Source organism: Vampirovibrio sp., from assembly GCF_041737375.1.
Taxonomy (GTDB): Bacteria; Cyanobacteriota; Vampirovibrionia; order Vampirovibrionales; family Vampirovibrionaceae; genus Vampirovibrio.
The window spans coordinates 1-12,699 of record NZ_JBGSRV010000016.1 but is presented as its reverse complement, the minus strand read 5'-3'; the positions used below and the strand labels follow the sequence as shown (position 1 = coordinate 12,699).

The 12,699-nt window shown below is 48.2% G+C and carries 14 protein-coding genes and 1 tRNA gene; 10 read left to right on the top strand and 5 right to left on the bottom strand.

Features of this window, described 5'->3' with window-relative positions; translation table 11 throughout:
* Positions 1–111: 111 nt before the first annotated feature.
* A complete protein-coding gene (locus ACEW81_RS11000; protein ID WP_373533035.1) occupies positions 112–3,213 on the bottom strand; it encodes a carboxypeptidase-like regulatory domain-containing protein in 3,102 nt (1,033 codons plus the stop codon).
* Positions 3,214–3,516: 303 nt separating this feature from the next.
* Here ACEW81_RS11000 and ACEW81_RS10995 point away from each other — a divergent pair, with 303 nt between their 5' ends.
* The 6 genes from ACEW81_RS10995 to ACEW81_RS10970 all read left to right on the top strand — a co-directional run bounded on the left by ACEW81_RS10995 (position 3,517) and on the right by ACEW81_RS10970 (position 7,693).
* Positions 3,517–4,008, top strand: a complete 492-nt coding sequence (locus ACEW81_RS10995; RefSeq protein WP_373533034.1) for a hypothetical protein — start codon at positions 3,517–3,519, stop codon at positions 4,006–4,008.
* Between the two features lie 190 nt (positions 4,009–4,198).
* Positions 4,199–4,462 (top strand): hypothetical protein, encoded by a 264-nt coding sequence (locus ACEW81_RS10990; RefSeq protein WP_373533033.1) that lies wholly within the window; start codon positions 4,199–4,201, stop codon positions 4,460–4,462.
* A gap of 68 nt (positions 4,463–4,530) precedes the next feature.
* Entirely contained in the window at positions 4,531–5,472 is a 942-nt protein-coding gene (locus tag ACEW81_RS10985) for a hypothetical protein (RefSeq protein ID WP_373533032.1), read from the top strand.
* Between the two features lie 66 nt (positions 5,473–5,538).
* Positions 5,539–6,420 (top strand): hypothetical protein, encoded by an 882-nt coding sequence (locus tag ACEW81_RS10980; protein ID WP_373533031.1) that lies wholly within the window; start codon positions 5,539–5,541, stop codon positions 6,418–6,420.
* A gap of 199 nt (positions 6,421–6,619) precedes the next feature.
* Positions 6,620–7,096, top strand: a complete 477-nt coding sequence (locus ACEW81_RS10975) for a thioredoxin family protein (RefSeq protein WP_373533030.1) — start codon at positions 6,620–6,622, stop codon at positions 7,094–7,096.
* Positions 7,097–7,126: 30 nt separating this feature from the next.
* Positions 7,127–7,693 (top strand): hydrolase, encoded by a 567-nt coding sequence (locus ACEW81_RS10970; RefSeq protein WP_373533029.1) that lies wholly within the window; start codon positions 7,127–7,129, stop codon positions 7,691–7,693.
* 13 nt (positions 7,694–7,706) lie between these two features.
* Here the strand turns inward: ACEW81_RS10970 and pip are convergent, their stop codons facing one another.
* A complete protein-coding gene (gene pip / locus ACEW81_RS10965; RefSeq protein ID WP_373533028.1) occupies positions 7,707–8,654 on the bottom strand; it encodes a prolyl aminopeptidase in 948 nt (315 codons plus the stop codon).
* Between the two features lie 170 nt (positions 8,655–8,824).
* Between pip and ACEW81_RS10960 the strand changes: the two genes are divergently transcribed.
* Positions 8,825–8,907, top strand: a tRNA-Leu gene (locus ACEW81_RS10960).
* Between the two features lie 112 nt (positions 8,908–9,019).
* Here the strand turns inward: ACEW81_RS10960 and ACEW81_RS10955 are convergent.
* A complete protein-coding gene (locus tag ACEW81_RS10955; RefSeq protein ID WP_373533027.1) occupies positions 9,020–9,571 on the bottom strand; it encodes a DNA-3-methyladenine glycosylase I in 552 nt (183 codons plus the stop codon).
* A 456-nt stretch (positions 9,572–10,027) separates the two neighbouring features.
* On the opposite strand from ACEW81_RS10955, the gene ACEW81_RS10950 reads away from it, so the two are divergent.
* A complete protein-coding gene (locus tag ACEW81_RS10950) occupies positions 10,028–10,246 on the top strand; it encodes a hypothetical protein (protein WP_373533026.1) in 219 nt (72 codons plus the stop codon).
* A gap of 179 nt (positions 10,247–10,425) precedes the next feature.
* On the opposite strand, the gene ACEW81_RS10945 is transcribed toward ACEW81_RS10950, so the two are convergent.
* The gene (locus ACEW81_RS10945) at positions 10,426–10,785 is read right to left on the bottom strand and encodes a DUF3768 domain-containing protein (RefSeq protein WP_373533025.1); all 360 of its coding nucleotides are present in this window, start codon (positions 10,783–10,785) and stop codon (positions 10,426–10,428) included.
* A 73-nt stretch (positions 10,786–10,858) separates the two neighbouring features.
* Positions 10,859–11,461 carry a tyrosine-type recombinase/integrase gene (locus tag ACEW81_RS10940; RefSeq protein WP_373533024.1) on the bottom strand — a complete coding sequence of 201 codons (603 nt, stop codon included), beginning with the start codon at positions 11,459–11,461 and terminating at the stop codon, positions 10,859–10,861.
* Between the two features lie 121 nt (positions 11,462–11,582).
* Between ACEW81_RS10940 and istA the strand changes: the two genes are divergently transcribed.
* Together istA and ACEW81_RS10930 are read left to right on the top strand one after the other, a co-directional pair.
* A complete protein-coding gene (gene istA, locus ACEW81_RS10935; protein ID WP_373533023.1) occupies positions 11,583–12,344 on the top strand; it encodes an IS21 family transposase in 762 nt (253 codons plus the stop codon).
* A gap of 23 nt (positions 12,345–12,367) precedes the next feature.
* Positions 12,368–12,589 carry a hypothetical protein gene (locus ACEW81_RS10930; RefSeq protein ID WP_373533022.1) on the top strand — a complete coding sequence of 74 codons (222 nt, stop codon included), beginning with the start codon at positions 12,368–12,370 and terminating at the stop codon, positions 12,587–12,589.
* Positions 12,590–12,699: the final 110 nt, after the last annotated feature.

The window sequence follows — 12,699 nt, the reverse complement described above, 5'->3', positions numbered from 1 at the left end:
GCCTAAATAGTCCATGAATGCAAATGACTGGGCCATTCCGGTTCCTGTTGCACTATCCGCGTCTCAACAATGAAAATTGATGGTCGGCAATGACACTCAAAACGTTCTCTTTTATAAGGCCAGTAATTTCAGGTTCAGATTTTTCACTTCCACACTTTCCTGATAATTACTGGAAACCGGTAAATCGATCCCGCTAGGCCCATCCAGGGTTTTGTAACGACCGCTGGCCAGGGTTTTGGGTTCCAGATTTACCGCGTAAACCCCTGCCGAAACGTTACTAAACTGATAATTGCCCTGAGCGTCCACGCTGGTGTACTTCACACTCTCACCCGACTGATTGGTTAATACCAGCACCATATTTTCGGGACTGACTGCCTGCCCTTGACCGTCCACCAGTTCCAAATGGCCACTTAGCCGACCGCCCTCGGTAGCCAACGGGATGTTGAGGCGATGGGTTTTGCCTTCTTGCACTTTCACTTTATAGGTGGGATTTTCCGCATTAATGGTTAAAGGGAGCGTCTCGGGCAGTATCTCAATCGTATGGTACCCACGGGACAGACCGGCCAAGGCAAAATCCCCGTTGGCGCTGGTGGTTATCACCCGCTGATTGTCGATGCGCAATTGTGTGTTTTTAATACCCGGTTCCAGCGGATCCAGAGTGCCGTTGGCCTGAGTATCGGCAAACACCTTGCCGGTTAGAATGCCTTGACCCTCCCCGTGAGGCCCCAGAGATTGCAAATGATTGGCAACCAGCCCAAAAACATCGGTGAAATCAAAATACACTTGATCCGTTTTGATTTGTGAGCGGGTTGCACCCACCGCAGCAGGCCCCTGAAAACTACTGGACAGCTTGGCGTAGGCCACACTGATTTTGGCCCCGCTTTTAAACTGATACCCCAACCGAAGCCCTACCTGATTTTGAATTTGAGGTTTATTTCCATAACTCAGCTGGGCAAAGGGTTCAAAAAAAACACCACGCATCTTAAAATAGCCCTGAACTGAACCAAAGTCCACGAAATTAGACCACCGGTGCGCCAAGCGGATGTGATTGGTTCGCAGAAGGTTCAATGGAATATCCAAGGCCGTATCCAGACTGTTGTTTTCGTAATCAAACGCTGTAAGGTTGGTTCCCAGCGTTGGCGAGGGAAGAAAAACGGTATTGGTAAAGTAGTGAGCGGCCCGTACATCTCCCTGCAACCCCCAGGGGAGAGACTGCGTTCTATAATTCACATCCAGTGAGCGTTGTAAAAATTCTCGCTGCCGGTTGTCCCCATCAATCAATGAAAACCCCAGGGTGAGAGCATTTTTTTCACTTAGCTGGCTATTAATGGTTCCTCCCCAGTGGCTGGCATTGATAATGCCCCCTGGAATCAGCTTTTGCAAATTGGTTTGATAATGACTCCAGTATAAATTGTAGCTAATGGGTAGCACGGTCTGAATCATGCCAGTAATGCCGCCTTTCAGCCCCTGCTTGTCGAAAAGGTTATTGCCGTATAAGGAAACCGCAGGGGTATAGTATTCAGGATCATAACGAAAAGCGTCCAGATACCAGGATAGCCGGTTGCTTTGCCTTTCCAGATGAATTTGAGCGGCCTTGCCCATGGCGGAGTCCTCAATGGGCAAGCGGCTACCGGCTTTTAATCGATATTGACTCACTCCTAAATCAGAAGAAACCAGCCAGCGATCGGCGAGTTGATACCGCAGCGACAATGCCGCGTTTTGACCGCTAAAAAAATTCGCATCCCGCTGATAACTGCTGAAACCGGTTAGGTCCACCGCCAAGGGATCCAGGTTGTTAAAGTAGGTTCTGGGCCTCCCGAAAGTCTGGTCAGCGGCGGCGGAAAGACCCACCGTTAAACGATGACCCGCCCCATAAAAAAGCCTGCCCCCGGCCAGCCATTTTTCAGTTTGCGGCATCAGTAACGGTGTTTTCTGATCGGGGATTAAGGGGTAAAACTGAAGGGGCGCCCGACCCAAAAACGTGGAGTACCCCACCGTTCCCTTAGGTAACAGGTTTGAAAAATTAGAGATTTTTTCAGTCCGTAATACGGTTTCCTGATTTTGGGGGTCTTTTTCCACAATCTGGATGTCGTTGATGGACTGGCCTTGCAGGTAAACCGGTTCAAACTCATAAGCGCCGTTCTGGGCGGTCACGGTTTGTACGGTGCGTTGATTCAGCATAACGGATACCTGATTGCCGGTTTTGGCGCTACCCGCAAACTCATAATTGGCTGGTGGCGATAAAAATGACGACTGCGCATTTTGAGAAGCGAATTTTAAACCCCATACATTTAAAGAAGGGCTGACCAAAGGGCTTAACCCGGCTTCTGTACTGCCCAGGCTGATGGCTTTGCCTTTCAATTGCCGAATAATGGACCAGTCAATATTTTGCAGGGTGGCTTTATCATTAAAGCGAGTAATAGAAGGCTTGAGATGGTAATTCAGGCCCAGCAAAGATCCACTGACCCCAACCAGTGAAGTATCCACCAGTGCGTTGAAGCGGGTGCTTTGAATCCTGGCGTTAATGGGTTGTAGAGATTCCTGAAAGCCGTAATTGGTGGCATGCTGAATGTAAATCTTGTCCACCAGCGGCTGGCTAATTTCCGGGTTGGAAATTAAGCGGATATTAGCGTCCTGAGCCGTTCGGGGTAAGCCTGTGTCCTCTAATCCAGAGATTTTCAGTGGTCGATCAGTGGTCAAACTCAAGGTTCCGGTTTCCCGATCCAGGGTTAGCCCGGCCCCGAAAACAGCCTGAAAAGCGGTTTGATCCAGATAAACATCATCTTCTATTAATAGCCCTGCCTGACTGCGGGTAACCGGATGCAAGCCCACCGGCACGGTTTGCTCCCCCACCGTGATTTTTTGTTGTTCCCAATTGATTTCCACTGTTTTTTGACGCTGTGAATCGATGAAAAAAATACGGTGTTCATCGGATTGCTGTTGGACCTCAATCCCAAATAAAGCGCAAAAGGCTTTTACCGGCAGCGAAAACCCGCCATCCGGCCATTGAATAATTTCCATATCAACGGAAACGCTGGGAGATACAGCCAAAGTAACAATACCCGGCTGAATTTCAGCGCTGGAAACAGTCGCCGATTCCGGGGCTATGGGCAGAATATCCTCGCCATATGTCACCGATAAAGACTGCAAGACAAAAGGCACCACCAGTACATTGGCAAAAATCCAGCAAAGACGGGAACGGCATTGCCGCAAGGATCCAACCTCTCATCACAGGGCGCGGAATATGACTTGCCTTGACACTTGGGACCAAAAAAACGGAAAAAGCGCCATTAGCAAGATGGGGATGGCTAAAAATCAGAAGCCCAGCGCTTTACACTTGTTATTATACAGTAGGCAGTGTTTAATTCTGACGCCTACCGATCTAGATCGATCAGATGATTTATACCCTTAAAAAACCAAGTAAATTTAAGTTATGAGTTAAGAGCAATCCGGAAGCGGTAAGCCCTGATACCAGGGTTAATCTCAACGGGTCAAGAAAGACAGGACGGTAATTCGATGTTGAACGCAAGACTGCCTTTAAAAATGTTGTCACTGGCTGTTGTTGGCCTGATGGCCTCTTCCACAATGTTTGCTCAAGCCGATAACGGAGCATCAAGCGCTACCATGACCCTGGTTGTTCCGGTTAAAACGGTTGTTACCTGCAGCAGTCCTTCGGTAACCGCTGCTCCGGGCGTCAATTCACTGGTGGTGACCTGCAGCATTAACGGCAACCCCAACAATCTGGCGGCAGGTTCATCCAACACCTTTGGCCCCAGTGATGTCACCTTGTCTTCTAGCGGTGGTAATCGATTAACCGCAAGCTTACAAACCCGTGTTGCCTCACCTGACTCAACAGTCGCTTCCATTAGCGGAACCAGCGCTGGCTTTTCAGGAACCATTCGGTCTTTACCAGCTACAGTGCAAGCCACTTACAACGTCAGCACCGATGAAGCCACCAAATCAGGCACCTATACCGGCTCCACTACCTACACCTGGTCCACACTGTAGTTAAAAAATATTGAAAAATCAGGCCGGTTTGTTACAAAAAATTGATATTTAAGCGCCTGACCCTTCAGAAATAACATCATCGTATCGAGAACAGGGTAACTTCAAACGTTATCCTGTTCTCTTTTTGTCTGTCTGTTCATCTTGGCAGGCCCATAACACGCTCTGACTCTTGCAGAAAGCTGTGGTGTTTATGACGATGATTTTATCCTCGGTGAAGGTTTGCGTTGCGCTGCTCATCATCGGGCTAATCGGTTTCACGGATCTGTCTGCTCAAGCGGACAACGGTAGTACTCAGGCTGTTTTGTCACTGGTGGTACTGCCTGACCGCAACAATCTATTTCCCAAACAATCCACATCCCGTCAGCGGATAACCCCAACTCATCCAGCGGATACCCGAACCGGGCTGCTGGAAAAAACAGGCCTCATCACCCGTCAGGTTTGGATCGCCATGTAATTTACCCATTTGTGATTGCCAACCTATATAATAGTAAAGGTGTTACTGAGGCTATTTAGAGGCTGGGCATGAGAGACTTACGGGTCATGACTTTAAGAGTGGGTTTGGTTTGCCTGTTTCTGGGCCTGCCTTTCCTCCTAGCTCAAGCCGATGAGGATGATGACAGCAGTTCTATTTCCGTAGGCTGTAACAGCCCCATGGTGTCCGCCCCAGCAGGTGGTGGTACTGTAACCGTGAATGTGGACTGCCTGATTAATGCCCCCAATGCCGGCCCCAGTTACCGGATTACCGCCGCCGACAATAATTTTATGGCCCCCCGCACCATTTATCTGAGTCGGGGGCTGAATTTTTTAACAGCCACGCTGCAACCCGCGGTTCTATCCCCGGACAATACGGTCACGTCTATTTCAGGAACCAGCAGTGGGTTTACCGCTGGCCTTTCCAGTTCTCCCACCCCCAAAACCATTCGATTTCAATACAGCGTTACTACAACCAGCGCCACCCCTACCGGCAACTATTTGTCGTTGCTGAATCCCGCCTATTACCGCTTCAGAATTTGCCGGACACCCGCTTGCAACAAAAATGTCTCAACCGGAACCGCCCCGGCCAGCCTTAACGTGAGGGTCATTTCTTCCCCGGTCAGTGTCAGCTGCAGTAGCGCCCCGGTCAATGCCGTACCGGGTGGCGGCACCTTTGCGCTGGATGTCCTTTGTACCATCGCTGGTGGCAACCCGGATAAATTTTTTCCGGTTACCCAAAATGTATTTTCTCCCGCTGTCATTACACTTTCTAACGGAACGGCCAATTTGAACGCCAACCTGCAACCTACGGTCAGTTCCCCAGACAGTTCCGTCAGCGGGATTTCAGGCACTGCCGGGGGTGGATTTTCGGCCAATATCAACGCCATGCCCGCAAAAATTCAGGTAAAATACCAGGGAAGCACCACGGTAAATAGCCCTGCAGGGACTTACACCAGCCCCCCTGTTTCATTCACCTGGTCTACGCTTTAATACCCTTTAAAAAAACAGATCCCCTTCTTTTATTCATTGATTCAATTGTTGTGGAGAGACTCACGGATGCGTACCAGAAAATTTAAGTGGTTATTCAAGCTCTCCCAGCTGGCAGCGATAAGCTTGATTGTGCTGCCCTTTACGCTTGCCTCTACCTCCAGCTACTTTCTGGATTCTTCCCGGCTGGAAATTCAGGCCTCACCCCAAACCCACGTGGCCTCCGGCTCAATTAAAGTGAGTAGTAACAGTGAGCGCACCATTCGTTTAAAAGTCATTCCTAAATTATGGCGGCTCAACCCGCAAGGCGTTCTGGTTTACAGTAAACCCGCCGAAAACGAGTATCCTCTGTTGGATAATATCCGGGTCAACCCCGAAGAGTTTGAGCTACTGCCCGGAAAATCCCGGCTGGTCCGCTTTATTGTCAAAGTCTCCCCCGATGCTCAGGATGCGGAGTACCCCTTTCAACTCTATTTTGAGCCAACCAGTCTGTTAGAGCCTGATGTTAAAAAGCCCAATGTCAATGTTAGTAATGTTTTAGATGTGATTCCCGTATTTACCACCACGGTTTACGCCTATCAGGGCGATCCAAAACCAAAAACTTCAATCAATACCTTTGCTTGCGGCTATGATGCGGAAGCCAAACAGGTTTCTGTGGACTTAACCCTGAACAATGCGGGGAGCAAACACGCCCGTGTGTTTGGCAACGCCATATTAAGCCGTCAATCTGAAAAAGAGGCGAATGAGGTACTGGATGTTCTGCATTTACAAAACGCCAGCCTGATTATCGTGTTTCCGAATACCCCCCGTCAAATTCAAAACCAGATGGCCTTAAAAAATAATCAAGCCCTGGAAGCCGGACAATATCAGCTGGAGCTTCGTTTGGTGGATGAACGCAATTTGCAACCCGCTGTAGAGTCGATGTGCGAGTTCACCGTTCCCAAGGTTTAATCTTACTCATTGGATGATCGAGCCCCTTCGAAAGCGACTGTCTACCGCATTGATTCCAGATTTCGACGGAACAGGCAGAACGTGAGATAATGACCTGAAAACTTTGTGCTGTTAGCGGGTAGAGGCAATATTTGTGATCAACGAACGTTTGATACGGTTGAACGGCTTATCGCTCAAGGGCATCTCCAAAGGCATTTCAATGATGAACGGCTTTCTGATTGGGCTGATTGTGCTGGTAATGGGATTGGGTGGGGTGGCCATTTTTCGCTCTTTAGATGTACAAAACCGGGTAAGTGCCAGCTTTCAGGGGTGGTATGAAGACGCTCCCGGTTATCAACGGGCTATGAGCGATCAATCGGCTACCCAAAAACCGGTGCTGCTTTATTTTTACGCAACCTGGTGTCCTCACTGCAAGCAATTCGCGGCCAATGTCCTTTCCGATCCCAAAACCCAGACCTTCATCAAAGCTTTTCCCCACGTTCGCATTGCCCCGGACAATGGCGAGGCTGAAAAAAAGTTGATGAGTGAGTTCGGGGCCGAGGGATATCCCGCGTTTTATGTGGTAAGGCCCAACCAGCAACCTATCCAGATTGATACGTTCGCCAGTACGCCCACCCCGCACCCCAAAACAGCCACCGAATTTATTGACTCCATTCAAGCAGTTCTGAATCAATAAATCCACAAAAAACACAAGGAAGGAGGGTCCATGGACAACGATCCAAAATCTCGCTTGCTTTCAGCAGACAATACCCTGTTGCTCATTGTGGATATTCAGGAAAAGTTGTTATCCGCTATGGAAAACCCGGAAAAGCTGATTGAAAAAGTAAGCGCCCTCATACAGGGCTGCACGGCGCTCAATATTCCTATTGTGGTTTCCGAGCAGGTACCGCACAAGCTGGGACCCACCGCCAAGGAATTACTGGCGCATTTACCTGATGAAACCACAACCTGGGCTAAAACAGCGTTTGGGTGCGTCCAAGATGCCAATATACAAGCTCATCTGAGCCAGCTAAAGCGCAAGCAAGTGATTCTTTGTGGGCTGGAAACCCATGTTTGCGTCAGCCAAACCGCCCATCAACTCCTCAGCCAAGGGCATCAGGTGCATTTAATAACCGATGCCTGCCAGTCTCGCCACAAGAAAGATCACAAAACCGGACTGAGCAAAATGACACAATCCGGGGTTATTCCTTCCAGCGTGGAAATGGCGCTGTTTGAAATGCTGGCCAGTTGTGAGCATGCTGCGTTTAGACAGGTGCAATCCCTTATTAAATAAAAGCACCCGCTTTTTAAAGCGGCAATTTGCTCTGTTCAGTGGCTTCAATGAGGGCGTTTAAGATGCCCGGTTCATCATAAGCGTGTCCAGCATCCGCAATCATTTCCAGCTTGGCCTGCGGAAGCGCTTGAGCCAATTCATAAGCGTTTTGGGCAGGGCAAACCACATCATAACGCCCGTGAATGATCCAGGTGGGAATGTGGGCAATTTTAAAAGCGTCTCGTAGCAACTGATTCGGCTCAAGCCAGCAGTGGTTCACAAAATAATGGCACTCAATACGGGCCATTGCCAAGGCATGAGCGGCTTCTTCAAAGTGATCCATGACCTGAGGGTCTGGGATGAGCTTACAGGTGGCCCCTTCCCACTTGCTCCACGCCTTGGCTGCCTGCAAGCGCAGCGGTTCATTGGGGCTGGTCAGCAGTTCATAGTAGGTTTGAACCATGGCCCCTTGTTTTTCCGGGGGAACCGGCTGCATAAATTCCGCCCAGAATTCGGGAAAAATCCAGCGGGTGCCAGACTGATAAAACCATTCAATCTCTTCGGGGCGACAGAGAAAAATTCCTCTTAAAATCAGGTGGGTCACTCGCAGCGGATGTTTTTGAGCGTAGGCCAAAGACAGCGTACTACCCCAGGAACCCCCAAAAACCAGCCATTGCTCAATGTTCAGGTGGGTTCGAATGCTTTCAATGTCGGTTACCAGATCCCAGGTGGTGTTGTTTTCCAAGGAGGCATGCGGGCGGCTTTTTCCGGCCCCTCGCTGATCAAACAGGATAATGCGGTAATGAGCGGGGTCAAACAACCGGCGATGGTTGGCAGAAATCCCTCCCCCCGGCCCACCGTGTAAAAACAGAGCAGGCTGCCCCTTGGGATTACCCGCTTCTTCCACATATAAGGTATGCCCCCCGGTTACAGGCAGGTAAAAATGATGGTAGGCCTCAATTTCCGCAAACAAAGCGTGCATCCGGATTCCCCTTCTTGACAGACCCTTATTGTACAATGCCCAAGCGCTCAGGCCATGGTATTTTTAGCGATGAAACTCGGAGATGACCGCCCATTTCTGACTTTTTTAAAAGAATTTGTTAGAAATGCTGGGCAAGCGGCAAGGCTTTTGATACTATAAGGCGGAAGCGTGCCCTTGTGGCGGAATGGTAGACGCTGCGGACTTAAAATCCGTTGATAGCAATATCGTGCCGGTTCAAGTCCGGCCAGGGGCATGCTTTTATTTTGATTAAAGTTGGGTGTGGGATTTGGATAGTCGTTTGGGGTTGCTTGTAGTCATGGGTAAGCACTCATAATCCCTATGGATGGGCTATGCCGATAAATTTTTCAAGTACCCTGAAACCACTTTGGTTTACTTTCAAGAACCTGCTTGTAAACAGGACAACTGGCGTCATGGGCGCCGGGTAGATATCCAATACTTTGTAAGAACTCATTAACAATTTCGCCCCCAGTAAAGCGAAAGGTCTTTTTGAAAAGCTTAACCCATTCTTCCTTCGTTTTTGGATGATGATGGGTCAGCCAGTTTTCAAACGAACCATGCTCACTTTGTAATTGAAGAATCTTTTGGGCGTTTTCAATGGCCGCATTGATCTTCAGTCGGTTCCGAATAATGCCCGCATCACCCAAAAGCCTTTCTCTGTCTGTATCGGTGTAAAGAGCCACTGTGGCAATATCAAAATGACTGTAGGCCAGTCGAAAATGATTCTCTTTTTTGAGAATCGTTTCCCAACTCAAGCCTGCTTGATTGATTTCAAGAAGAAGCCTGCCAAACAGCTCATTATCATCATGGATGGGGAAACCGTAGTGCTGGTCATGATAATGCTGGTGTAAAGCTTGACGAGCACCTGTCATGGATTCAATCGCTGAGCAATATGACATAAAAAATTCCTGAACCAGAAAGAACGAATACTTTATGGGTGTATTTTAGCTGATCATCAGTAGTTTCTGCTGGAATAATCTGGTGCCTTTTTATTAAGGGGGATCAATCTCTCCATATTTCTTGTATCATTTTTGAAATGATATTAATATTAATTTTTTTATAGTTATTTTTAATTGAAAAATCTAAATAGTGTAGAAGTTCAAGCAAGGAAAAATTTATGATTAATTTTATTCTGTTTTTTGAACTTATTATTCGTTTAGGCTATGTTTTATTTCAACTATATCAAAATCTACAAGCTCTACTTTAATATTATAAAGTAGTTTGGAAGTTTGTTTTGAACTGACCGGTATAAAAATCCCAGGAATTCTGGCACTGGTCTGCTCCCCGGAAATCGTACCAAGGATAATGAGAAATCGGGTTAAAATTCCGTTTAGAAAATAAGGAGTTTAACTCGGATGAAAAAGTCTAAATTTACGGAAGAACAGATTGTTTTTGCTCTTAAAGAGCACCAGCAAGGCACCAAGGTAGATGTAATTAGTTTTTCATTAAACAGCTCCCATCAAAATGTCATTAATACGATTCACCCATCTAAAACTTCAAAGATGCCAGTTAAACGGAGCCTTATTTTGCACTTTCCCAAGTCGTCAAAATCAGGGAGGGGAGAGCAATATTAACCAAGGGGCCAGTCAGCCACCTGAAGCCGTACCAGAAGATTTTGGAACACGCATTGAGTTTCTTGGCGTATTGGCAACGCTGTTGAACGCTATGCGGTAATATCATGATTATTGATAGAGTCCGGATTCACCGGGTCATTGGAAATGAATCCGGTGTGGTTCTTTTGCTGTTTAGGTGCTTAATACTCGTCAGCGAGCATGACGGTGAGAACTCGCTGGGTTAAACTGGGGTCGGCGGGGTTTTCGCTATGAAATTTCAATGCCAGATCGTAGTAGTCCATTTTAAAAAACACCCGATGTCCTTGATAGATTATGGTGCCAAAGTCATGTTCTTGGTGCGGGTCATTATCGGGGGTAAACACATTAAATGTGCGTACGGCATGCAGAACCCCGATCTGGGTTTCTTCGGGCAGAGCTTGAATGCCAGCACTCAATACCAATATTCCTCCCTGATAGGTGGTGCGAAAAGCGTTATTGAGTGCCGCAATTTTAGAGCTGGATTGCAGATCGACGTTGAAAGACTGAATGGAATCGGTCATGGATGAATCTCCTGAATTCAATAAATTGGGCATCTTGAAGCCAGCCAGTTCTAATCACGGGCTGATCACGGTTTTAGCGAGATTGGTCGTGGGACGCTTTGAGCCGGGTTTCCATCTTATCCAGGGCCCATTGCAAATGATCGGTCGATTGGTGGCTGTAGCGAAAAACCATCTGAATGGTTTTATGGCCTGAGAAGCGCTGCACCGTGGGCAAGTCCACCCCTGCCTGAACCAGGTGCGTAATGGCGGTATGTCGCAAGGTATGGCGGCACACTTGATAGCGATCCAGTCCGGCGGCGGTGGCCACCCGGTAAAAGGGTTTCTCAATCTCTTGCCGGTGTCCACTGATGGAGCGTTTGGCCGGAAATAGATATTCCTGGCCCGGTTGGGTATGGTATCGCAAGTAATGACTCAGGTAAGCAGTGAGTCCCGCGGTCATAGGTTGCATCCGGGCACCACACTTGGCTTTGGGAATAAAGAGTTCCCGTCGGGCGCAGTTAATGTCCTCGATTTTGATGGATAGAATTTCGCCCCGCCGCATGGCGGTTCCCAACGCAATTCGGATAAATGGTTCAATCACGGGGCATTCATCTTTACTGGCCGCTTCCAGCAGCGCGTCAATTTCAGGAGCTTCCAGATACCGGGTGCGGATATTGTCCTCCCGGTATTTCAACACTGGAAACGGTAATCTAAAAGTGAGCCATTTTTAAGGGAAATGGCCACCGAAAAGTGAGCCACCTCTTTTGAGTTAAGTTTTGGTGAACGCCGAAGCCAATTCAAGAGAGGAAAGAACGCGGGTGAAAAGTGTGTACGACCAGGAAGCAGTTCGCAAAGCGTATTGGGTGGATGGGAAAAGCCAGCGCCAAATAGCCCGTGAGTTGGGATTTTCTCGAAATACGGTAAGTCGGCTATTACAAACAAAAGCTGGAGAAAACCGTCGTTATGCTTTGCAAAAGGCAAGAGCCAAACCGGCACTGGAACCCTATCAGGATTGGATTCAGTCGGTACTGAGCGCAGATGAGCTATCACCTCCAAAGCAACGACATACTGCTCAACGCCTGTACGAGCGCTTAAAAATAGAGTTTGGCTATACAGGCAGTGAGCGCAGTATTCGCCGGTTGGTTGCTGAACTGAGAAAGAAACGTCCTGAAGTCTTTCTTCCTTTGGCCTTCCAGCCGGCTGAAATGGCCCAGGTGGATTGGGCGGAAGTCACTGTCGATATAGCAGGACAGCGCAGGAAGGTTCAATTATTTTGCCTGGTGCTGAATTACTCGGGAGCTTTGTATTGCCAAGCCTTTGAACGGGCCAATCAGGAAGCCTTCTTTGAGGGGCATGCCCAAGCATTCAAGTTTTTGGGCGGCGTCCCCAAAACCATTACGTATGACAACCTCACCAGCGCCGTGAAAAAGGTATTGGAAGGGAGAAACCGGGAAGAGAACGAGCGGTTTGTAACCTTTCGTAGCGCCTGGCTCTTTAATAGTCGATTTTGTAACCCGGCCCGAGGGAATGAAAAAGGGCGCGTGGAAAACAGCGCGAAGCCTCCCCCTGGGGGATGGTGAAATTCGCGGAGCGTAATTTCTTTGTGCCAGTACCATTAATCGCCGATTTAAATGAACTGAATAAGCAGCTAAAAGCCCATTGTGAAAGTTATTTGGAACACACCCAGGCTCGCCAATCCCAAACAGTAGGAGAACGCTTGCACATTGAACAACCGGCGTTGTTGGCCATTCCTGAATATCAGCCAGAGTGTTGCCGAATCATTTCTCTCAAGGCTGACCGGGTCCTTAATTTAGATCCACTTTGAATTAGAGATTTTTGGATTTTATCACGACCAGTTCTTTGGGTTACAAAAAAAACTTCGTCGTAAAAAAATCAGAAGAAACGGCTGTAAAAAACCGGTTGGAAAGCCGCTAG